Annotated in this window: 24 protein-coding genes; 8 read left to right on the forward strand and 16 right to left on the reverse strand. The window is 27.6% G+C overall.

Translation table 11 applies throughout. The features are described from left to right. Positions 1 to 61 precede the first annotated feature (61 nt). Positions 62 to 412: a toxin-antitoxin system YwqK family antitoxin gene (locus tag KI686_RS00935; protein ID WP_237587351.1), complete on the reverse strand. Its 351-nt coding sequence runs from the start codon at positions 410 to 412 to the stop codon at positions 62 to 64. Between the two features lie 183 nt (positions 413 to 595). Here KI686_RS00935 and KI686_RS00940 point away from each other — a divergent pair, with 183 nt between their 5' ends. Genes KI686_RS00940 through KI686_RS00950 form a run of 3 tightly spaced genes read left to right on the forward strand, consistent with a single transcriptional unit; the run spans position 596 to position 2,765 of the window. Then, positions 596 to 1,282: a hypothetical protein gene (locus tag KI686_RS00940; protein ID WP_237587352.1), complete on the forward strand. Its 687-nt coding sequence runs from the start codon at positions 596 to 598 to the stop codon at positions 1,280 to 1,282. 18 nt (positions 1,283 to 1,300) lie between these two features. After that, the gene (locus tag KI686_RS00945) at positions 1,301 to 2,101 is read left to right on the forward strand and encodes a mechanosensitive ion channel family protein (RefSeq protein WP_237587353.1); all 801 of its coding nucleotides are present in this window, start codon (positions 1,301 to 1,303) and stop codon (positions 2,099 to 2,101) included. 4 nt (positions 2,102 to 2,105) lie between these two features. After that, positions 2,106 to 2,765 carry a hypothetical protein gene (locus tag KI686_RS00950; protein ID WP_237587354.1) on the forward strand — a complete coding sequence of 220 codons (660 nt, stop codon included), beginning with the start codon at positions 2,106 to 2,108 and terminating at the stop codon, positions 2,763 to 2,765. Here KI686_RS00950 and tsaB read toward each other — a convergent pair. From tsaB to deoC, 13 genes are all read right to left on the reverse strand, one after another. Then, the gene (gene tsaB, locus KI686_RS00955) at positions 2,746 to 3,435 is read right to left on the reverse strand and encodes a tRNA (adenosine(37)-N6)-threonylcarbamoyltransferase complex dimerization subunit type 1 TsaB (RefSeq protein ID WP_237587355.1); all 690 of its coding nucleotides are present in this window, start codon (positions 3,433 to 3,435) and stop codon (positions 2,746 to 2,748) included. The two genes, KI686_RS00950 and tsaB, sit on opposite strands and share 20 nt — an antisense overlap. A gap of 97 nt (positions 3,436 to 3,532) precedes the next feature. Continuing rightward, positions 3,533 to 4,864, reverse strand: a complete 1,332-nt coding sequence (locus KI686_RS00960) for a TolC family protein (RefSeq protein WP_237587356.1) — start codon at positions 4,862 to 4,864, stop codon at positions 3,533 to 3,535. A 118-nt stretch (positions 4,865 to 4,982) separates the two neighbouring features. Next, positions 4,983 to 5,204 carry a hypothetical protein gene (locus KI686_RS00965; RefSeq protein ID WP_237587357.1) on the reverse strand — a complete coding sequence of 74 codons (222 nt, stop codon included), beginning with the start codon at positions 5,202 to 5,204 and terminating at the stop codon, positions 4,983 to 4,985. Next, positions 5,197 to 5,736, reverse strand: coding sequence for a DUF420 domain-containing protein (locus KI686_RS00970; protein WP_237587358.1), 540 nt, complete (start codon positions 5,734 to 5,736; stop codon positions 5,197 to 5,199). Before KI686_RS00970 ends, KI686_RS00965 begins: the two co-directional genes overlap by 8 nt. Beyond that, positions 5,729 to 6,430 carry an SCO family protein gene (locus tag KI686_RS00975; RefSeq protein WP_237587359.1) on the reverse strand — a complete coding sequence of 234 codons (702 nt, stop codon included), beginning with the start codon at positions 6,428 to 6,430 and terminating at the stop codon, positions 5,729 to 5,731. The genes KI686_RS00970 and KI686_RS00975 overlap by 8 nt, the downstream gene beginning before the upstream one ends. Continuing rightward, entirely contained in the window at positions 6,427 to 7,092 is a 666-nt protein-coding gene (locus tag KI686_RS00980) for a hypothetical protein (protein ID WP_237587360.1), read from the reverse strand. Before KI686_RS00980 ends, KI686_RS00975 begins: the two co-directional genes overlap by 4 nt. A 77-nt stretch (positions 7,093 to 7,169) precedes the next feature. Beyond that, positions 7,170 to 7,508 (reverse strand): cytochrome C oxidase subunit IV family protein, encoded by a 339-nt coding sequence (locus KI686_RS00985; protein WP_237587361.1) that lies wholly within the window; start codon positions 7,506 to 7,508, stop codon positions 7,170 to 7,172. A 19-nt stretch (positions 7,509 to 7,527) separates the two neighbouring features. Next, a complete protein-coding gene (locus tag KI686_RS00990) occupies positions 7,528 to 8,511 on the reverse strand; it encodes a cytochrome c oxidase subunit 3 (protein WP_237587362.1) in 984 nt (327 codons plus the stop codon). A 55-nt stretch (positions 8,512 to 8,566) separates the two neighbouring features. Next, a complete protein-coding gene (locus KI686_RS00995; protein ID WP_237587363.1) occupies positions 8,567 to 9,154 on the reverse strand; it encodes a cytochrome c oxidase subunit 3 in 588 nt (195 codons plus the stop codon). Positions 9,155 to 9,156: 2 nt separating this feature from the next. Further along, positions 9,157 to 10,059 carry a heme o synthase gene (cyoE, locus tag KI686_RS01000; RefSeq protein ID WP_237587364.1) on the reverse strand — a complete coding sequence of 301 codons (903 nt, stop codon included), beginning with the start codon at positions 10,057 to 10,059 and terminating at the stop codon, positions 9,157 to 9,159. Between the two features lie 196 nt (positions 10,060 to 10,255). Continuing rightward, positions 10,256 to 12,334 (reverse strand): gliding motility protein RemB, encoded by a 2,079-nt coding sequence (locus KI686_RS01005; RefSeq protein ID WP_237587365.1) that lies wholly within the window; start codon positions 12,332 to 12,334, stop codon positions 10,256 to 10,258. 1 nt (position 12,335) lies between these two features. Next, a complete protein-coding gene (locus tag KI686_RS01010; RefSeq protein ID WP_237587366.1) occupies positions 12,336 to 12,908 on the reverse strand; it encodes an acyltransferase in 573 nt (190 codons plus the stop codon). A gap of 2 nt (positions 12,909 to 12,910) precedes the next feature. Then, entirely contained in the window at positions 12,911 to 13,657 is a 747-nt protein-coding gene (gene deoC / locus KI686_RS01015) for a deoxyribose-phosphate aldolase (RefSeq protein ID WP_237587367.1), read from the reverse strand. Positions 13,658 to 13,929: 272 nt separating this feature from the next. Between deoC and KI686_RS01020 the strand changes: the two genes are divergently transcribed. Next, positions 13,930 to 14,664: a LytR/AlgR family response regulator transcription factor gene (locus tag KI686_RS01020; RefSeq protein WP_237587368.1), complete on the forward strand. Its 735-nt coding sequence runs from the start codon at positions 13,930 to 13,932 to the stop codon at positions 14,662 to 14,664. Positions 14,665 to 14,667: 3 nt separating this feature from the next. Continuing rightward, the gene (locus KI686_RS01025) at positions 14,668 to 16,572 is read left to right on the forward strand and encodes a tetratricopeptide repeat-containing sensor histidine kinase (protein WP_237587369.1); all 1,905 of its coding nucleotides are present in this window, start codon (positions 14,668 to 14,670) and stop codon (positions 16,570 to 16,572) included. On the opposite strand, the gene KI686_RS01030 is transcribed toward KI686_RS01025, so the two are convergent. Then, positions 16,564 to 17,133 (reverse strand): DUF3109 family protein, encoded by a 570-nt coding sequence (locus KI686_RS01030; RefSeq protein ID WP_237587370.1) that lies wholly within the window; start codon positions 17,131 to 17,133, stop codon positions 16,564 to 16,566. The genes KI686_RS01025 and KI686_RS01030 overlap by 9 nt on opposite strands. An 87-nt stretch (positions 17,134 to 17,220) precedes the next feature. Between KI686_RS01030 and KI686_RS01035 the strand changes: the two genes are divergently transcribed. The 3 genes from KI686_RS01035 to KI686_RS01045 all read left to right on the forward strand — a co-directional run bounded on the left by KI686_RS01035 (position 17,221) and on the right by KI686_RS01045 (position 19,284). After that, entirely contained in the window at positions 17,221 to 17,808 is a 588-nt protein-coding gene (locus KI686_RS01035) for a MarC family protein (protein ID WP_237587371.1), read from the forward strand. 1 nt (position 17,809) lies between these two features. Continuing rightward, positions 17,810 to 18,415: an FAD-dependent oxidoreductase gene (locus tag KI686_RS01040; protein ID WP_237587372.1), complete on the forward strand. Its 606-nt coding sequence runs from the start codon at positions 17,810 to 17,812 to the stop codon at positions 18,413 to 18,415. Positions 18,416 to 18,549: 134 nt separating this feature from the next. Further along, positions 18,550 to 19,284: an energy transducer TonB gene (locus KI686_RS01045; protein ID WP_237587373.1), complete on the forward strand. Its 735-nt coding sequence runs from the start codon at positions 18,550 to 18,552 to the stop codon at positions 19,282 to 19,284. A 45-nt stretch (positions 19,285 to 19,329) separates the two neighbouring features. On the opposite strand, the gene glmS is transcribed toward KI686_RS01045, so the two are convergent. Then, the gene (gene glmS / locus KI686_RS01050; RefSeq protein ID WP_237587374.1) at positions 19,330 to 21,186 is read right to left on the reverse strand and encodes a glutamine--fructose-6-phosphate transaminase (isomerizing); all 1,857 of its coding nucleotides are present in this window, start codon (positions 21,184 to 21,186) and stop codon (positions 19,330 to 19,332) included. Positions 21,187 to 21,418: the final 232 nt, after the last annotated feature.

The following is a 21,418-nucleotide window of genomic DNA, read 5'->3' on the forward strand; positions in this document are numbered from 1 at the left end:
TTAAACACAAAAAAAACTCCAAGAATAATCTTGGAGTTTTTTTTGATAATGATAATACTTATTACTTATTAACAGCATAATAAGATTCTTGTTTCCATAAACTTACGTTTACAACTACATTATCATTATAATTTACTTCCTTTAAAGATTCTTTATCCCAAAAAAACCATTTACCTACTTTTTTTCCATCTTTATATTTAGCTATCTGAACCTTATTTCCTTCTTTATCAAACTTAATCCATTCTCCTGTTAACTTCTTATTCTTAAAGTAACCTTGTGTATCTATTGATCCGTCTTCGTTATAATAAACAGCTTTTACTAAATCTCCTTCTATAGTAAATGTTGGTTTTATATCTTGTGAATATGCTATTGAAACTATACAAATAGCTATAAGTGTTAGTATGTTTTTCATGATTTTCCGTTTTTAATTTAACATTACAGTTACAAATATACAATTTTAATTACATTTTGTAAACATTATGGTAACATTAATTTAACATTGGGAATTTATAGATATTATAATCTACAGATTTTTAACACAATATGTAATTATTCTAATAGGAATTTTATTACTTTTAAAAGAAATTATTTACCGATGAATCTAAAAAAAATAACACTTATAATATTTATTTTTACCACTACATTAAGTTATTCTCAAATAGACAATTTAACTATGTTTATAAACGGAGTAATGGTAGAAGTCAAACCTCCAAATGTAGATAAAGCTTTATCTGAAGATTGGGATGCACTACAAAAAACTGCACATATAAAATATTTAACACCTAATTTTGAAGAATCATATATAGATAATGATCAACAGAACAAGTATGAATTAAGATATAATATATATAATGATGAAATGGAGTTTGTACAAAACAATCAAACTTATTATACTTATAAGAAAGAAAATCAAATTATTAATTTCTTTAAAATTAACAGAAGTTTTATCATTTTAAAAAATGAAGATAAGTTAGGTTATTTTGAAATATTAGCTAAAGGAAACTATTCTATTTACCGTAAACCTAAAGTAGATTTTATAGAAGGTAAAATGCCAAAAAATAATTTTGAACTAAAAACAGAATCAAGGTTTATTAAACAAAAAGATAAAATATTTATATCTATAAATAACACCAATCTTATAAAACTACCAAATAACAAGAACGCTTTTTTAAATCTTTTTGGTGATAAAAAAGAGAAAGTAAAGAGTTACATGAAGTCTAAAAAATTGAATAGAAAAAATACAGAAGATTTAATTTTACTATTTTTACACTTAAACTCATAAAAACTAAAATAAATAATAATGAAAGAATACATCCAATACTTAAATGATTTAATATTAGAATACAGTCCTAAAATAATTTTAGCTTTAGCTATCTTAGTTATTGGTCTATTTTTAATCAAAATAGTCGTTAAGACATCTAAAAAAATGATGAAAAAAGGTGGTTTAGATGAAACGCTACAAAAATTTTTAGGTGATTTATTAAGCTGGGCATTAAAAATACTACTATTTATTACTGTAATTTCTAAATTAGGAATAGAAACTGCTTCTTTTGCAGCAATTATTGCAGCTGCAGGTTTAGCTGTTGGTTTGGCTTTACAAGGTTCTTTAGCAAACTTTGCTGGTGGAGTTTTAATAATGATATTTAAACCTTTTAAACTTGGTGATGTTATAGAAGCTCAAGGAGAAATTGGTGGAGTAAAAGAAATATCAATCTTTACCACTAAACTTATCGGTTTATCTAACAAAGAAATTATTATACCTAACGGTAATTTATCTAACGGAAATATCATTAACTATACAACGTTAGGTACAAGACGTGTAGATTTAACATTTGGTGTATCTTATGATGCCGATATTAAGCAAACAAAAGAAATTTTAATGAACGTTATTAAGTCTAATCCTAAAGTTTTAAAAGATCCTGCGCCTGCGGTTATGGTATCTGAATTAGCTGATAGTTCTGTAAACTTTGCTGTTAGACCATGGACTAAAACAGCAGACTATTGGGATGTATACTTTGAAACTACAGAAAAAGTAAAATTAGCGCTTGATGAAGCTGGTATTGAAATTCCTTATCCACACCAAGTTGAAATTAAAAAATAAACAAATGAATCACATTAAATTTTTAGTCTTATTTTCTTTAATACTAAGTTTTAATTCATTTTCTCAGAACACAGAAAGTGCATACTCTAGCTATGATAATAGTGATCAAATTATTTCTATAGATAAAAGAGATAAAGAGATTAAAGGTACTAGGTACATAAATGATAAATTTTCTTACGGAACTATTAAAGATTCTAATAAAAAAATTTTATTTAAGTTTGATGCTCTTTTAGGTGAAATTGAAATAAAAGTTGATGAAACATCTAACATTTATTTAAAAAAAACACTAGGAAGTAGTATTTTATTCTCACCCAAAAAAGCCTACAAAGTTTATAAAAATGAAGGTGAATTAACTTATTTTTTAGTTTCTGATGAATGCAACACAAACTGCATACTTATTAAAGAAATAAAAAAATTAAACCCAGCTAAAGTACCTGATAATGGTTATGAAAAATATCAACCACCAACATACTCTAAAGTTAAAGAACACTATTATGTTACTTTTGATGGAACAAATGCTGTAAAAATACCTACAAATAAAAAAGAGTTCTATTCGTTTTTTGGTGATAAACAAAAAGAAGTTAAAAATTACATGAAAAAAAACAAACTGAATAGAAAAAGTAAAGAGGATTTAGAAGAAATAATTAGTTTTTATAAATCTTAGATTTTTTTTCTGGAATTACAACAAAATCTTTTAAATAAAAAGGTTCAAAATAAGCGACATCTTCGATGTCGTTTTTTTTGTATTTATTAAAAGACAGAACTGCCATTTGTTTTGCCGATGGATATACATCATCAATAAAAATTGCATTATCATGTTTAATAACACTTTTGCATTTATTAGCACCATCTCCTAAAAAATAAACTTTATCTCTTTCTAAATATTCAGCAAAAGAACATTCTTCTATTATTTCTGCTTGTATTTCTCTTTTTCTATTAAAATCTTTATCATAAATAGTGGCATAAACTTCCATCCTTCTAGCATCTAACATAGGAATAATAAAACCCGATTCTACAGATATAGCATTCGCCAAAGATTCTAATGTTTCTATAGATATTAAAGGCTTATTAAAGGCAAAACAAAGGCCTTTTGCAGCAGAAACACCAATTCTTAACCCTGTATAAGACCCAGGGCCTTTACTTACAGCTACAGCATCTATTTCTGTAGTAGAAATTTTTGCATCATTTAAAACATCAATTATATATTGATGTAGAACTTCTGCATGAGAGTAATTACCGTTATTAAGTTCTTTAATTGAAATAACTTCTCCGTTATTTGCAATACTTACAGAGCAATTTTTAGTTGCAGTTTCAATATTAAGAATAATTGCCAAATTGTAAATTTTAGTACAAATATAAGTGATAATCTATTTTATATAAAACAAAAAACCTCGCTTATATGCGAGGTTGTATAAGAAAACTATAATTCTATTAATCCATTTCTAACTCGCCAGAATAAAATTGTAACACTTTTGTTTTAAAAATATAATCGTATTTAGAACTAATTAATGATGCTTCTGCATTTACTAAACGAGTTCTTACAAGATCAAAATCAAACAAAGTCATTGCTCCATAATTATAACTCTCCTGTGCATTTTTAAAAGCTTCTTTTTGAGCTTCTAGAGAAATCTTTGATGCTTCAAAAGTTTTTAAAGCAGATTTAACATCTAAAAAAGCTTGCTCTATGGTTTGTTTTAAATTTAATTTTTCGCTTTCTAATTGAGTTATAGAAATTTCTTTATTGATTTTAGATTTTGCTACGCTGTTTTTAGTTTGAAATCTATTAAAGATAGGAATGCTTAAAGAAAAACCCGCTCCATACTGAAGTCTATCTTCAAATTGACTAAAATAAGAAGCATTCTTTTGGTTGAATACTAAATTATTAAATTGATGATAATAAGAACTTCCTGCATTTAAAGAATAGGATAACGTTGGTAAAAAAGCTCCTTTAGAAATTGCAATGCTTAGGTCTGCATTTTCTATTGCCAATTCTGCTCTTTTTATTTCTGGCATTCTTGTTAAAGATTTTTCAAAAACAACATCTGAGTTCTCATAAAGCAGAATTGCAGAAGGAGAATCTACATTAATAGATGCAACATCAAAATTATTAACAGGTATTTGTAATAACTGCGCTAAATTTAACAATGCTAAATCTAAAGCATTTTCTTGTGTAATAACTGCTTGTTGATCTGTAGCCGCAGTTGATTGAGCGTTTAATAAATCTCCTTTAGGTATTACACCAGACTCAAATCTAGTTTTTACTGCATCTATTTGTTTACTACTTATTTCAAATTGTACTTGTGCAGCTTTTAGGTTTTCTTTGGCAAATAAAACATTTAAATAACCATTTACAACAAATAAAGAAATGTCATTTTCTATTTTCTTTAAATCTAAAACACTAGACTCTACACCTAATTGAGCTTGTTTATAAGTATTAGTATTTACATACCCATTAAAAATAACACCACTAAAACCTAAACCTAAACTAGAAGAAAAGTTATTTGTATTTTTTAAAACACCACTTTCATCTTGAGATAAACCAGAGTTAAATGTACCAGAAGAAGAAGCTCCTAAATATGGTAAAAAATTACCTTTAGCAATCTCTACATCTTTTTTAGATAGTTCTAAACTTAATTTATTTTGTTGAATTGATATGTTTTTTTCTAGCGCTTGATCTACACATTCTTTAAGTGTCCATTTTTTTTGAGAAAAAGTAGCAATAGAAATAAAAAGAGCTACAAAAAGTATAGGTTTAGTTTTCAAAATGTATTTTATTTTAGTTTATGCCTTTAATTAAAATTTAAATAAAAACAACAATTTTATATTAACACAAGTAAGACGACTAAAAGTAAAATATGTTACAAAATAAAAAAAGTTATAATTAAATTTTAGCTTTCTTTTTATATCTGTAGATTACATAAAACAATATACCTATTAACAAATAAGGAAAAACCATTAAATAAGTAATACCATTATTAACACCTTCTGCAATAGAAACATCTCCGTTTTCTACTACTGCTTTACACATTGCACATTGAGAATATGTAGTTTCTGAAATAAAAAAAATAGTTAAAACTAAAAATAAGAAACCTTTTTTAAGCATAGTAAGGAGATATCATTAAATAAACTATAACACCAGTAACTGCAACGTACAACCATAAAGGAAACGTTATTTTAGCTATTTTTTTATGCTGAGGAAAATTACCCAACTTTGCTCTCATATAAGTTGTTAATACAAGCGGAATTATAATAATTGATAAAACAATATGAGTAAACAAAATAAAATAGTAAATATATTTTATAACTCCTTCTCCCCCATATTTTGTAGAATCAGATGTCATATGATATCCTATATACAATACAAGAAAAACTAAAGAGCAAGCAATAGCAATTGTATTTAATTGCTCATGCAATTTTCTATTTCCTTTTTTTATAGCCACCACTGCAGCTACTAAAAGAACAGCTGTAAGACCATTTATAGTTGCATAAATTGGTGGCAAAAAAGTTAAAGGCTCTACATTAAAGCCAAGTTTTTTTAAGTTAATACCAAACAAAGCCGCTACAGCTATTGGAATAAAAACTGATAATACAGTAATTATTTTCTTATATTTTTTTTCTTGTGATAAACTACTCATTAAGCAAAATTTTAATATCTTCTTTTAACTCTTTAATTTGATCAGGAAAACCTTGTTCTTCTATAGCTCTATAATACATTATCGGATTACCAAACTTATCCTTTCTAGATCTTATAAAACCATTTTTATCTACTAAAGCAAATAATCCAGAATGCTCAAAACCTCCGTGTTCTTCTTCTCCTTTTCCTGCAAATAATTTAAATCCCTTATTAGATAACTCGTAAACAATATCATCTGATTTACCCGTTAATAAATGCCAGTTTTTATGAGTAATTTCATGATTTTTGGCATATTCTTTCATTACTTCTGGTGTATCAATATCTGGTGTTATAGAAATGGATGCAATACCAAAATTAGAATTTTCTTTAAATTCATTTTGAATAGTTAACATCTTTCTATTCATAATAGGACAAATAGTTGGACAAGTTGTAAAGAAAAACTCTACAACATAAACTTTACCATCATAATTCTTATTTGTAATTGTTAATCCATTTTGATTAATAAATTCAAAATCTGGTACTTTATTAAATTTAAATAAATTACTTTTTGAATCTATTTTTTTATCAACTTTGTTTAATCGATCGTCTTGCACAAGATCATTTTCATCAACTCTTCTATCTAGGTTTCTAACAACATAAATTCCGAATAAAAGAATAATAAAAGAAACACCTACGTATGAATATTTTTTTTTCATAAACCTACTTCCTTTCTATCTGCTTTGTTACTATTTTTCTCTTTAAACGCTGCATAATACTCATAATACAAAACTAATACATCGTCTTTTAATTTACCATTTAACTCAGAGACAGATTTCATATTGTATCCTAATAATTTTCCGTCAACATTGTCTTCATCATCTATTCTTCCTCTCAAATCTCCATTTCTATCTATTAAAAACACTTTTGATGAATAATAGTTAGATAATGTTTCTTTAGCGTTTAAACTATTATAAAATAGAGTAATCTTATCTTTAGATGCTGCAATAAAATTCCATTTTACCATATCTGTAAAAGCACTAATAGATTTCTCTATTTCTTTAGCTTCTTTTTCTTTTCCTTTAGGATAAATCGCTATTATTTGAAAATTATTATACTCTATAAATTTCTTATAAATTTTTTCATTTAAATTTAGAAAACCTCCTTTATTACTATCCATATCTTCACCTAAAAAACAGACAATAGAAATATTGTCTTTAAAAGTCTTTGTGGCATCAATAGTTGAAATATCTATTACATTTTTATTTACAACTGGTAGTTTTGTAAAATTATTTGTACCTGTTGATAATATTAAAAAACATATTAAAGGAAAAATGAATAGTAAAAATAATACAATTCTTTTTTTAGTAAGTTTAATCATTTATTTTTATTGAAGATCTCTAAAAATTGTTTTGTATAAAAAAAGGTGGTAAAAACCACCTTTTTAATTTTTTTAAATTACCATTTTACAAGTGGTCCTAATGTACTGTGTAAATAGCCTCCTTCTGTTAAAAATAAGACTATTATGTAACATATTAGAAAAACAGCAGACCAAACTATAGAACGTCTAAACCATTTTTTTTCTCCTTCTAAGTGCATAAATGCCCAGGCTATATAATATGCTTTAACTAGAGTTAAGATAATAAATATCCAGTTTAACCAACTAGTTCCAATTCCGTGTAAGTGTAAAGAAGCTGGTTTAATAATACCCAAAACAACTTCTACTGTAGTTAAAAGACTTAAAATACCTAAAACTACCCAAATTCTTTTTGTGTTAGACTCGTGTGCGTGTGCCATTTTAAAATGCTATTTTTTATTAAACTAAGTAGAAGAAAGTAAATACAAATACCCAAACTAAATCTACAAAGTGCCAATACAACCCAACTTTTTCTACCATTTCATAATGTCCTCTTCTTTCATAAGTACCTAAAATTACATTAATAAAAATAATGATATTAAGTATAATACCTGATAATACGTGAAAACCGTGAAAACCTGTTATAAAGAAAAAGAAATCTGCAAAAATGCTATTACCATATTCATTAACATGTAAGTTAGCTCCTTCTACAACTAATTTTGCTTTAGCTAAACGTAAAGCTCCGTCTTCTCTAGAAAAAATTATTTTTTGTTTTGTTGCTGGATCTATTAATTCTGAACGAATTAAAACATCTTGATTTGCTTTATATGCTTCTTGTACTTGAGCTACTGAATAGTTAGCAATTGTACCTTCTCCCTCAAACCATAATCCATTTTCTCTTTTGTGTTGAACTCTACCATCTGTTCTTTCTCCTACAACAAAATCTGATAAAGCAATTTGATGACCATCTTTTACGAATTGTAAAATTTTACCATCAGTGGTTTTAACTGCTCCGTAAGAACCGTTAATAAAATTTTTCCACTCCCAAGCCTGAGAACCAACAAAAATAATACCGAAAACAATAGTAGCAAACATATACCAAGCTACTTTACTTTGTTTCTTTTGATGACCTGCATCTACTGCTAATACCATTGTTACAGAAGATACAATAAGTATAAATGTCATTAAAGCTACATAATACATTGGCGCATGTACACCATGTAAACCAGGAAAGTGAGTAAACACCTCATCTGCAATAGGCCAAGAATCGATAAATTTAAATCGTGTTAAACCGTAAGCGGCTAAAAAACCTGAAAAAGTTAAAGCATCAGAAACGATAAAAAACCACATCATCATCTTACCATAACTTGCACCAAATGGTTTTACACCACCTCCGCTCCAAGTTCCTTTACTATCCGAAGGTATAGCAATATTTGCTTCCATATAATAATCTCTATTAATTGTTGTTAGTTAGTTTGCCAAAAATAACTATTTTTCATCACCTAATAAAATAGAAAAAGAAAAATAGGTAAATCCATAGTATATCTACAAAATGCCAGAAGATTGCACCAAGTTCAAACCCAAGCATATTGTCTGATTTGTATTTGTATTTAAAATGATTATAAATAACAACTAAAAGTACAAAAACCCCTGCCAACACGTGTAAAACATGCATAAAAGTGATTCCGATTATAAAAGATGTTGACACCGTACTTTCTGGGCCTGTAAAAAACAAGCCAATACTTTTTAATTGATTAAAACCTACATATTGTTGCCACACAAAACCAATTCCTAATAAAAAAGTTACAACTAATAGTATTAATGATAGTTGTCTTTTGTTATTTTTTAAAAATTTTTGTGACAAAAAAAGTGCTATGCTACTCGCTATAATTAAAAAAGTACTTACGTAAAATGCGCTCGGCAAATCAAAAGAAACCCAATCATCTCTTTTCATACTAATTACGTATGCACTTGTTAATCCTGCAAAAAACATTGTCATACTAATCATAGAAACCCATAACATAGGTTTTGCTGATTTTTTCTTAGCAACTAATAATTCTTCTTTTACTATTTGTTCTTGTATCATTATTAATGTAAAAATTTATCTACTACATATATAATTTGTACTAAAGTAATATATAATACACTAGATAACATTAGTTTTCTAGCATCTATATTTTCTTCACTTTTATGTAATTTAACTGAAAAATATAGCATTAACCCACCCAACAAAGCAATAATTACAGCTGTAATAGGGTAAATATAAAACAACCCAGATAATTTTAAAACTGGTGCTATAGATACCAAAATCATAATTACTGTATAAAATATAATTTGTTTTACAGCTCCTTTGTCTTTTGTTTTCATAGGTAACATATTAAAACCTGCTTTTTTATATTCTTCAAATTGCAACCAACCAATTGCCCAAAAATGAGGGAATTGCCAAAAGAACTGAATCATAAATAAAAAACCTGCTTCTAACCCAAAATGATTAGTTTCTGCAACCCAACCTAGCATAAACGGTATTGCTCCTGGTATTGCACCAACAAAAACAGATAAAGGGGTTACTGGTTTTAAAGGTGTGTAAACACTAGTATATAAAAATATAGAAATAGCACCAAACAATGCTGTTTTAGGATTTATACTATATAAAATTGAAAGACCAGAAATTGTAAATAAAATTGCTATAGTAAGCGCCACACCAACCGACATTCTACCTGTTGGTAAAGGTCTATTTTGGGTACGTTTCATTATAGCATCTGTATCTTTTTCTATTATTTGATTAAATGCATTTGATGCCCCAACCATAAAAAAACCACCTATTGCCAACATTATAAGTGTAAAGTAATTGATAACATTTACTGCTAATAAATAACCAGCAACAGAAGAAAAGACAACACTTAAAGACAAACCAACTTTTGTAAGTTGTTTAAAGTCTGAAAAAATAGCTTGCATAGATATTTTAGTGTCTGTAGTTACTGTTGATTCCATTTTATAAAATAGTTTGCAAAGATATTTGATAAATATGACTTTACCTTGTTTTTTAACTACATTTTAATTTAAATAAAAAAACCCACTCAATAAATGAGTGGGAAAATTGCTATGAAAAAGAAAAAGTGTGGTTAAAAATAAACCACGCTGCAAAGATATATAAAAAAAACTCTTTAGCCTTAACTTTAACTTAATTTTAAAAATCAAAGTACCAATTAAATAAATCTGCCCTTACACCCACTGAAAACCATACAGTTGAATCTACCGGATATCCATTTGATGAAGCTTCAGGAGAAAAATCCCTGTACGATAAACCTGCAAAAAGGTTCGTATTATTTGACGGATTGATCAAATAGTTTGCCTGTAAGTCTGCAATAAATATATTAGCAGTATTCCCTTGAGTCAGCTCAATACCTGTGTCTGACGGTCTACTTTCATAAGACAAGTAAATATCTCCTCCATAACTTACCGACTGATCTTGGTAATCAAATCCTTTTTTTCCTAAAATAAATTTTGCGCTCCCGCTCCATCTTCCTTTCTTATATCTAGCTATAGCAACCGTTTCCCAGAAATTAGCACCCCAAAGGTGCCCTAAAGGTTGGCTATAGTTACCATAATTTAAAATTGGTGATTTATGAGAAAAAGTATAAGGACGAGCACGATTATACTCTAGCTGTAAAAATAAATTTTCAACTTTAAAAGCATCAAAATATTTTGCTCCAATTTGGTATGCATACTTATGTTTCCAATCAGTTAAATCACTTAAATTACCTACAGAAAACTCATCTAAAATAAATTGAGAGTATAAAGAAATATTGTCATTTAATTTATATTTAGCAGACATACCAAGAATTGCATTACCTGCATCTTCTCCTCTATTAAACTCTAAAGATCTATAAAATATAAGAGGGTTTAAGAAACCTGCATCAATACCATTTTCTCCTTTAGAAATAGCTGTTTCAAAAAAACCTAAATTTAATCTATCATTAACATTTATACTAAAATAATGAGCTGCAATATACTTTCTTGCGTGCTCATTTGCATCAGAAACAGAACTTATAGAAGGCTCTGTACTCCACATCCAAACATTGGTATATTGTATTTTCCAAATATCTAATTTCATCTTTAAATATGTAGATGGAGAAGACACATCTGATAAAATAAAAGATCTATAACCATCTCCTATAAAATTTTTACCATTTCCAAATTGAAATTGCATGAACTTATTTGGAGTATATGCTATATATGCTTCTGCTACTGGATAATCGTGAGAATCTGTTTTAAACCCTTTTGTTTTTCCTCTTCCAGGCACTAATCCTTCAGAATTTTTAGGTCTTACATTAGTAGCACGATTGGTGATAAAACTATTTACATAATCTGCAAACCTTCCTTGACTCTCGTAATAACTAGTAGAAAAAGATAAATTTTTACCGATTTCTCCATTAATATTAACAATTCTAGAATTGTTATAAGTGTAATCTACATCAGAATCGTCTTTACCTAACTGAACATCTAATAAAAAATCTACTGTAAACCAATAATTTTTATTGACTACTTCTAACAAATGCTCGTTCCATACTTTTTTACCCAACCAAGTTTCTTTGTTTGGTTTTAAAAACTGTTTTTTCTCTTTTGTTAAATCATAATACTTACTTATTTCGTTATAAGTATATGGTTTAGATGCCGTATGCGTACCGTTTGCTTTATGCATAGCAAACTCGTAATCTACATAACTTCTGTGTGTAAAAGGAATATTTAATTTACTCTTATGTTCTATAAAATCTGTTTCTAAATGTTTATTTTCTTCTACAACATCAAATAAACTTTCTTTTGGGTTTTCTTTAATAGGATGAACTGCAACTGGTGTAGTTACTTTTTTTGTTTTTTGATTTAGAGGAAACCCTATAGGTAATTCAAACTTCATTTCTATATCATGATTATTATACCTAGCGGGTTTTATTTTAGGAAAAGTTTTAAAAACCCTTTTTATCTCTTCCTTAACCTCTTCATAAGGAGTATTTATATAAATTAATTTAAACTCACCTTCTTCTGTAACCGCAAAAATAGTATTTGCTGTACCTATAAATCTTTCTTCTATTACAATAGATGGTGTTTTAAATTCTGAAAAGAAAAGTTTTTCTGTAGTGGCATAAAAACAATTTTGTAAAAAGCTTAATTCTGTATTTTTACAAGTATCGTAAACCGGATATTTTTCTTCTTGAGCAAAAAATATTGACGGAAACAACAAAACTAGAAATATGTATTTTTTTAGCATTCTATAATTTTATAACTGTATTATTCTTTAATTTATATTTTTGATTACTTTCTATACAAGTAGCATTTCCTTCTTTATCAAAATTTAAAGTATGTCCATACTCACTTACCCAACCTATTTGTTTTGATGGATTACCAACCACTAAAGCAAAAGGTAAAACTTCTTTTGTAACAACAGCACCTGCGCCTATAAGTGCAAATTGACCTATAGTATTACCGCAAATAATAGTAGCATTAGCTCCAATAGTCGCTCCTTTTTTTACTATAGTTTCTTTATATTCACTTTGTCTTTTTATAGCACTTCTTGGATTAATAACATTTGTAAAAACCATAGAAGGCCCTAAAAAAACATCATCTTCGCATATTACACCTGTGTAAATAGAAACATTATTTTGAACTTTAACATTTTTACCCAAAATTACGTTTGGTGAAACCACTACATTTTGACCAATATTACACTGTTCTCCAATAACACAATCGGTCATAATATGACTAAAATGCCATATCTTAGTATCTTTTCCTATACTGCAACCCTTGTCTATTACTGCAGTTTCATGAGCAAAGTATTCTACCAAATCTAATATTCTGAATTACTATTTTTTTCTTTATTAACAATCTCTTTAGAAGAAGATGTCCCAATTCTATCTACACCTAAATTAATCATTTTTATTGCGGTTTCATAATCTCTAACGCCACCTGCAGCTTTTACGTTTAATGGTTTTGCATTATCTACAATTAATTTCATTGTATTTAATGTAGCTCCATTTGGTAAATTATTTTCTGTTTTAAAAAAACCCGTAGAAGATTTTACAAAAACATTTGCTGCTTTATCTGCACCAAAGACATTAAAAACAACCTCTTTTATTAATTGCGAAATTACAACTATTTCTTTGTCCGTTAGAGCAGCAACCTCAATTATCCATTTTACTACCTTGTTGTTTGCCAAACAAATTTCTATACCTTTTGTAATTTCTTCTTTTACAAGATCTATTTTCCCTTTTTTAAAAGCACTATAGTTTATAACAAAATCTAACTCATCTGCTCCTAAATCTATTGCATTCTTAGCTTCTACTAATTTTTCTTCTATAGAAGACACACCTTCATGAAAACCAATAACAGTACCTATAAGAATTTCTTTGCCAGACTCTACAAGCAACTCTTTTGCTAAAGAAATATAATTTGCCCTAATCATCACTAATTTATAATCAAATAAAATAGCTTCTTTTATTAAATCTATTACTTTTTGTTGATTCTCTTTTTCTGAAAGATTAGCTTGATTTGCTGTCTTTAAATAAGTAGCATCTAAATATTTATTAATTTCCATAATACAAAAATAAGAAAAGGAAGTTATTATAAATACTTAGAAAAGTACATAAAAAAAGCATCACAAGAAATGTGATGCTCCTAAAATTATTTTTATATGCACTTCCCTCAAAATGCGATTCAAATTTAAATATTATTTTAATCTTAGCACGCTTTTTTTGTATAAGCGGTTATTATTAATGTATAAATGGTAGTAAAAACAAAAAAATTGAAACTTTATAACCTTTAGATAACATCTAAAAATATTATAGTATTTTTGACTAAAAGTTGTTTATGTTAAAAGCAGTTATAATAGACGATGAACCTAAAGCTATAGATGGTTTATCTTGGGAATTATCTAATTTTAATGACCAATTAAAAATTGTTGCCACCTTTAATGATCCTAAAGAAGGATTAATTTATTTAGAGAAAAATAATATTGATTGTCTTTTTTTAGACATAGATATGCCAACAATGGATGGTTTTCAATTTTTAAACAAACTAAAATCTAGAGATTTTGCTGTAATTATTACCACCGCTTATAATGAGTACGCTATAAAGGCTATTAAAAACGAAGCTATAGATTATCTATTAAAACCTATAGACTCTGATGATTTAACAGAAACAATAAAAAAAATAAAAAAATATAGTTTTAACACCTTAAACTCTGCTACAGTTGAAACAGTTTTATTAAATTTTAATAAAAAACTGACTCAAAAAAAAATTATATTAAATACCGATGGAAAACTTATTTTTTTAGAACCTAAAGAAATACTTTTTATAGAGTCTGACGGTAATTACTGCACAATAAACACAATTGAAAACAAGAAAATTGTTGTCACCAAAAAACTAAAAGAAATTAACCAATTATTACCTACAGATCTTTTTTACAGAGTTCATAATTCTTTTATTATCAACTTAAAAAAAGTAAAAGAATTTTTAAAAAACGATGGTTATATTGTTTTAGATAAAAACCATAAAATACCTGTTTCTCGTCAAAAAAAAGCAGATTTTTTAGACAAGTTTTAATCGATGAAAGTAAATTTATTAACCTTTTATTTTATATTTTTTAGCCTTTGTTCATTTTCTCAAAATGATGAAATAAATTACCTTATTAGCAACAAAATTTCTTCTTTTAATGTAATAGATTCTATTCTTAATGATGATCTTAAAAATTTACAAAAACTAGAATTATTTGTAAAAAAAAGCAAAGCAGCTTCTTATATAGAAGGGCAATTATATGGTTTTAACTCTTTAGGTAAATATTACAGAAATCTTTCTTTATTTAATAAATCTATTAATGAGTATAAAAAAGCACTTGCACTTAGCATAGAAACAAAAAATAGTCTTTCTGAAATTCAAAATTTAAATTCCATTGGCTCTGTATACAGAAGACAAGATGATATAAGAAATGCCTTATACTATCATCAAGAAGCATTAAACAAAGCGCTTAGCATAAAAAATCCTTCTATAGAAGTTAGAAAAAGCATAAGTAATTGCCAAAATAGTATGGGTAATATTTATATTTCCCTAAAACAATATAATTTAGCTTTAAAAGAATTTAGAAAATCTATTATACCACAAGAAACGCTTAACCTTAAATATGGTCTTGCTATAAATCATCAAAATATGGGGCAAGCATATGAAAATTTAAACGAATTAGACAAAGCATTACAAAGCTATCATAAATCTCTGTATTACAACAATCTTATAAAATCTGATATTGGTAAAATTATCTGTGGATATAGCATTGCAAACGTTTTAATTCAGAAAAAAGAATATACAAAAGCACTTGTTACAGTAGATACTATTTTACAAAAAGCAATAAAAGAAAACGACAAATATTATCTTTCTAAAACTTATAACACATTAGCTTTAGCACAAATTTATACAGGAAAACTTACAGAAGCTAAACTTAATTTAAATAAAGCATTAGACCTTGCCACAAATTATAATATACAAACTGTAATTGTTAAAGCAAACGAAAATTTTGCTTTCTTATATGAAAAACTAAAAGATTACAAAAAAGCTTATAATTACTACAAAATATCTAAAGAAGAAGAAGCTAAAATTATAAATGAAAAAAACTTATTCTACGTTAGCCAATTAATAACGCACTATGACAAAGAAAGAAGTAATAATGAAATAAAATACTTAGCAAATAAAAACGAAATAGCAGAACTACAAATTACTAGAAATAGAAATTTATGGGTAATAGCTATTTGTATTTTTACCTTAATTATTGCCTTATTAACTTTTGCTATTAAACAAAAAGGACTTAAAAATGAAAAAGACATACTTTCTTTAAAAAGAGATGCTTTAAGAAGTCAAATGAATCCTCATTTTATTTTTAATGCACTAAACTCTATTAAGCTTTACATTATTAATAACGATGCTAAATTAGCCAGTCGTTATTTAAATAAATTTTCTAAATTAATTAGAAAAATATTAGAAGGCTCTAACACAAGAGTAATTTGCTTAGAAGAAGAGTTAGAAACTATGGAGTTATATATAACTATAGAAAATATTCGTTTTACTAATAAAATAAAATACATTGTAAATGTAGATGAAGACATTAATTTACAAGCCGTAAAAATACCTCCATTTGCCTTACAACCTTTTTTAGAAAATGCTCTTTGGCATGGTTTATCTACCAAAAAAGATAATAAAAAAATTATGCTTTCTGTTGTTAAAAATCAAAAAGGGTTGATAGAAATTACAATTCAAGATAACGGTATTGGGAGAAAAGCTTCTGCAGAAATAATTTCTAAAAAATCGTTATCTAAAAAATCTATGGGTATAAATATAACAAAGGGAAGACTGTATCACTTTTATAGAAATTACAAAAAAAACTACGCTATTATTTATGAAGATTTATTTGATAAAGACTTAAATTCTGCAGGTACAAAGGTTGTAATCTCTATACCTTTATTCTAAATGTTTTTCTGCTACTTTTTCTAATTCAGCATACCAATCTTCACCAAATTTTCTAATTAAAGCTTGCTTAACAAATTTATAAACTGGCACTTGTAATTCTTTTCCTAAAGAACACGCATCATCACATATTTCCCATTTGTCGTAGTTTACGGCAGAAAACTCACTATAATCTTTTATTCTTATAGGGTATAAGTGACAAGAAATTGGTTTTTTCCAATCAATATCTCCTTGATTATAAGCTTCTTCAATTGCACATAAAGCAGTATTTTTTTCATCAAAAATAACATAAGCACAATCTGCCCCATCAATTAAAGGGGTTTCTAACTCTCCCCACTCACTAGTAATCCAAGTACCTTCTTTTTCAATAACCTCAATACCTTCTTTACGTAAAAAAGGTTTTACTTTTGGGTAAATATCTTCTAAAATTTTAGTCTCCTCTAAAGATAAAGGCGCACCAGCATCACCATCAATACAACAAGCTCCCTTACAGGCAGACAAATTACAGACAAAATCTTTTTCGATAATATCTTCAGAAACGATTGTTTTTCCTAATTGAAACATAGTGCAAAAATAGTATTATTTTTTTCAAGAAATTTATATTATTCCTAAAATAAAGTTCTCTAATTTTGCAAAAAATATAATACTCTTATGAATTTTAATTTTAAAGATATTATTACAGCTTTTATGGTCTTATTTGCTGTAATTGATGTAATTGGTAATATTCCTATCATTATTGATTTAAGAAAAAAATCTGGTCATATTCAATCAGAAAAAGCAGCAATTATTGCAGGTTTTATTATGATTCTTTTTCTGTTTTTAGGACAAAGTTTATTAAGATTAATTGGTATTGATGTAAATTCTTTTGCAGTTGCAGGTGCTTTTATATTATTTTTTATTGCCTTAGAAATGATTTTAGGTATTACCTTATACCAAGATAATGATGGAGATGTAAATGCAATGTCTGCCTCTATATTTCCTATTGCGTTTCCTTTAATTGCAGGACCTGGTAGTTTAACCACCTTACTATCTCTTAGAGCCGAATTTCATATAGAAAATATTATAGTTGCAGTTTTATTAAATGTTATTTTAATTTACATTGTTTTAAAAACTTCTTCTAAGATAGAACGCATTATTGGCCCAAACGGAATTCAAATAATTAGAAAAATATTTGGAGTTATTTTGTTAGCCATTTCTGTAAAACTATTTGCGACCAATATTAAAATGCTTTTTATTTAAAATGAATTTTGATCTTCTAATTATCGGAGCTGGGGTTTCTGGCCTACAATGCGCCTTAGTTGTTGGTTCTGCAAAAAATAAAGATTTTGCTAAAGACAAAAAAATAGGAATTATTTCGCATCAAAGAAATTCTCATTTACAAAATGCTTTATTAAACAATGTTTTAGGGTTAAAACCAAAAACTTTAGGTGAAGATGTTTTAAATGATGGAAAACAACATTTATCTTCTTTATATCCTCATATTTCTCAAATTGAAAATGAAAAAGTAATTTCTGTTGAAAGTAATAATTCTGGCTATATCGTAACAAGTAACAAAAGCAAATACGTAAGTAAAATAGTTGTTATTGCCCTAAACTACTCTAAGCCTTTTACAATAAATGGTCTAGAATCTTTTATAGAACCTCACCAAAGAGCTAACCCTAAAAAAGACAGAATTCAATTAACAAACAAAAATCACCTTATAAAAAAAGGATTATACTGTTGCGGAACCATTGCTGGTTGGCGTAGCCAGTTTGCCATAGCAGCAGGAAGTGGTTCAAGCGTTGCTACAGACATACTTACTATTTGGAACAATAATACCCCTATTAAAATACACGACAAAGTATGATGAAAATCATATTTTAAAACCCTTATAATTTATAATTTTACAATAAGAAATAGAAATTCTAAGAATTTGATAATTTCTTATAAACAATTTTAGGTAAAATTATTAAGATTATAAATTTTTAAAAGGGTTACAAAATGGAAGTTAAAAAAAATCCAAAACAACAGTTAGAAAATTTTAGTAAAATTTTCATGCAAATAGGGTTAGTTTTATCCTTATTTATTATTTACGCACTAGTAGAACATAAAACATATGAAAAAAATGATGTAAAAAGCTTAGGGCAAGCACATATGACGGATGAAATACAAGAGGATATACCGATTGTTGCAATCCAAGAAATAAAACCTCCTGCACCAAAAACACCACCACCTGTTGTAGAACAAATTAAAGTGGTAGAAGATGATTTAAAGGTAGAAGAAACCGTTATTGAATCTACAGAAACAGATGAATCTGAAAGTGTAATTGTAAATACAGAAGATATTATTGAAGTAGAAGAAGTAGAAGAAGTTGTAGAAGATATTCCTTTTATATTAATTGAAAATGTACCTGTTTACCCTGGATGCAAAGGAGACAACACTAAACTTAAAGCATGTTTTACAAAAAATGTAACACAGTATTTTGGTAAAAGATTTGACACAAGTTTAGCAACCGAATTAGGTTTAAGTGAAGGAAAGAAAAAAATGTTTGTAATTTTTAGAATTGATAAAACTGGAAAAGTAACAAATGTTAATGCTAGAGGGCCACACCCAAGACTAGAAAAAGAAGTTGTAGAAATAATTAGTTCTCTACCAAAGATGACCCCTGGTAAACAAAGAGGACTTCCTGTAAGTGTTAGTTATAGTATACCAATTACATTTGAAGTTAGATTATAAAAAAAGACCAGCTTAAGCTGGTCTTTTTTTATAGAATTTATAATTTTATTCAACCGTAACAGATTTTGCTAAGTTTCTAGGTTGATCTACATTTTTATTTAACATTACAGCTATATGATAAGACAATAATTGAAACGGAACAGTTGTTAACAATGGCGATAAAGCCTCTTCTGTTTCTGGTATCTCAATTACATGGTCTGCAATTTCTCTTACTGTAACATCTCCTTTAGTAATAATCGCAATAATTTTTCCTGCTCTAGATTTTATCTCTTGAATGTTACTTACAACTTTTTCATAATGACCTTTATTTATTGCAATAACAAAAATTGGCATATTTTCATCAATTAAAGCAATTGGTCCATGTTTCATTTCTGCAGCAGGATAACCTTCTGCATGAATGTAAGAAATTTCTTTAAGCTTTAACGCTCCCTCTAAAGCCACAGGAAAATTAAACCCTCGTCCTAAATACAAACAATTAGGCGCATCTTTATATACAGCTGCTATTTCTTTTACCTTTTCATCAATTTCTAATAAAGCTTCTACTTTTTTAGGAATCAATTGTAATTTCTGTAAATACATTCTAAAATCAGAATCCGATAAATTACCTTTCGATTTTGCTAACTTTAATGAAATTAGTGTTAATACAGTAATTTGTGTTGTAAATGCTTTTGTAGATGCAACACCTATTTCTGGCCCTGCATGTGTATAAGCACCTGCATGTGTTTCTCTTGCTATAGAAGAACCTACAACATTACAGATTCCAAAAACAAATGCTCCTTTAGATTTAGCCAACTTAATTGCCGCTAAAGTATCTGCTGTTTCACCAGATTGCGAAATAGCAATTACCACATCTTTAGGTGTAATAATTGGGTTTCTATATCTAAATTCTGATGCATATTCTACTTCAACAGGAATTCTAGCCATATCTTCTATAAGATACTCCCCAACCAAACCTGCGTGCCAAGAAGTACCACAAGCAACAATTATTATTCTTTCTGCATTCAAAAACTTATTAAGGTGGTTATCTATACCTGCCATTTTTATAATACCACTATCTGGCAACATTCTACCTCTAAAAGTATCTAAAATAGCTTTAGGCTGCTCATGAATTTCTTTAAGCATAAAGTGATCATAACCTCCTTTTTCTATTTGCTCTAAACTTATTTCTAGCTCTTGAATATTAGCATCAACTAAAGTATCATCTTTAATTTTACGAACTTTAATCTCTTTATCTAGTTTAATTATTGCTAATTCTTCGTCTTCTAAATAAATAGCATCTTTTGTATATTCTATAAATGGGGAGGCGTCTGACGCTATAAAAAACTCAGAATTATCTTCTCCTACTCCAATTGCAATAGGACTTCCTAAACGAGCAACGATAATTTCATTTGGTCTTGTTTTATCAAAAACCGCAATTGCATAGGCACCAATTACATAGTTTAAGGCTAATTGTACTGCTTTACCTAGCTTACAATTTCTTTCTTTTTTAACCTCTTCTATTAAATTTACAAGAACCTCTGTGTCTGTATCACTTTTAAAAGTATATCCTCTTGATACTAATTCTTTTCTAAGTGTATCGTAATTTTCAATAATTCCGTTATGAACAATTACTAAATTCCCTGATTGAGAAAGATGTGGGTGAGAATTTACATCATTAGGAATACCGTGGGTTGCCCAACGCGTATGACCAATACCTATACTTCCTTCTTTTCTATCTGGATCTTCAGCAACTATTTTTTCTAAATCAGAAACTTTTCCTTTTGTTTTAGATAGATGTATTTTTTCATCATTATACATCATAATCCCTGCACTATCATAACCTCTATATTCTAGTCTTTTAAGACCATTTATTATTATAGGATAGGCTTCTCTAGAACCAATATAACCGGTAATTCCGCACATAGCTATTTTCTATTTTGTTTATAAAGATATTTTAAAAATAGGTTTTTCACCTTTAATTACTAAATAATTTAAAATAAAAAACACTAACAAAGATTAATTAGGCTATAAAAACCTGAAATTATATTTGTTAGTGTTTTTTCCCAATATATACATTTAAAATATTTTTATGAAACTTGTTTTATTTGAACAAGCTCAAATTCTATTTTTAAACTGCGATAATAATAGGGGAAAT

Origin of the sequence: Polaribacter sargassicola, assembly GCF_021991835.1 — a bacterium.
Taxonomy (GTDB): domain Bacteria; phylum Bacteroidota; class Bacteroidia; order Flavobacteriales; family Flavobacteriaceae; genus Polaribacter; species Polaribacter sargassicola.

What these genes read in the sequence shown, in the direction of transcription:
- cyoE (WP_237587364.1), bottom strand. Translation starts at nt 10,059, where the DNA reads ATGGAATCAACAGTAACTACAGACACTAAAATATCTATGCAAGCTATT.
- KI686_RS00990 (WP_237587362.1), bottom strand. Translation starts at nt 8,511, where the DNA reads ATGGAAGCAAATATTGCTATACCTTCGGATAGTAAAGGAACTTGGAGC.
- KI686_RS00965 (WP_237587357.1), bottom strand. Translation starts at nt 5,204, where the DNA reads ATGCTTAAAAAAGGTTTCTTATTTTTAGTTTTAACTATTTTTTTTATT.
- KI686_RS01035 (WP_237587371.1), top strand. Translation starts at nt 17,221, where the DNA reads ATGAATTTTAATTTTAAAGATATTATTACAGCTTTTATGGTCTTATTT.
- KI686_RS00940 (WP_237587352.1), top strand. Translation starts at nt 596, where the DNA reads ATGAATCTAAAAAAAATAACACTTATAATATTTATTTTTACCACTACA.
- deoC (WP_237587367.1), bottom strand. Translation starts at nt 13,657, where the DNA reads ATGGAAATTAATAAATATTTAGATGCTACTTATTTAAAGACAGCAAAT.
- KI686_RS00950 (WP_237587354.1), top strand. Translation starts at nt 2,106, where the DNA reads ATGAATCACATTAAATTTTTAGTCTTATTTTCTTTAATACTAAGTTTT.
- KI686_RS01030 (WP_237587370.1), bottom strand. Translation starts at nt 17,133, where the DNA reads ATGTTTCAATTAGGAAAAACAATCGTTTCTGAAGATATTATCGAAAAA.
- KI686_RS01045 (WP_237587373.1), top strand. Translation starts at nt 18,550, where the DNA reads ATGGAAGTTAAAAAAAATCCAAAACAACAGTTAGAAAATTTTAGTAAA.
- KI686_RS00935 (WP_237587351.1), bottom strand. Translation starts at nt 412, where the DNA reads ATGAAAAACATACTAACACTTATAGCTATTTGTATAGTTTCAATAGCA.
- KI686_RS00980 (WP_237587360.1), bottom strand. Translation starts at nt 7,092, where the DNA reads ATGATTAAACTTACTAAAAAAAGAATTGTATTATTTTTACTATTCATT.
- KI686_RS00995 (WP_237587363.1), bottom strand. Translation starts at nt 9,154, where the DNA reads ATGATACAAGAACAAATAGTAAAAGAAGAATTATTAGTTGCTAAGAAA.
- KI686_RS00975 (WP_237587359.1), bottom strand. Translation starts at nt 6,430, where the DNA reads ATGAAAAAAAAATATTCATACGTAGGTGTTTCTTTTATTATTCTTTTA.
- KI686_RS00985 (WP_237587361.1), bottom strand. Translation starts at nt 7,508, where the DNA reads ATGGCACACGCACACGAGTCTAACACAAAAAGAATTTGGGTAGTTTTA.
- KI686_RS01025 (WP_237587369.1), top strand. Translation starts at nt 14,668, where the DNA reads ATGAAAGTAAATTTATTAACCTTTTATTTTATATTTTTTAGCCTTTGT.
- KI686_RS01005 (WP_237587365.1), bottom strand. Translation starts at nt 12,334, where the DNA reads ATGCTAAAAAAATACATATTTCTAGTTTTGTTGTTTCCGTCAATATTT.
- KI686_RS01040 (WP_237587372.1), top strand. Translation starts at nt 17,810, where the DNA reads ATGAATTTTGATCTTCTAATTATCGGAGCTGGGGTTTCTGGCCTACAA.
- KI686_RS01020 (WP_237587368.1), top strand. Translation starts at nt 13,930, where the DNA reads ATGTTAAAAGCAGTTATAATAGACGATGAACCTAAAGCTATAGATGGT.
- KI686_RS00970 (WP_237587358.1), bottom strand. Translation starts at nt 5,736, where the DNA reads ATGAGTAGTTTATCACAAGAAAAAAAATATAAGAAAATAATTACTGTA.
- KI686_RS00945 (WP_237587353.1), top strand. Translation starts at nt 1,301, where the DNA reads ATGAAAGAATACATCCAATACTTAAATGATTTAATATTAGAATACAGT.
- glmS (WP_237587374.1), bottom strand. Translation starts at nt 21,186, where the DNA reads ATGTGCGGAATTACCGGTTATATTGGTTCTAGAGAAGCCTATCCTATA.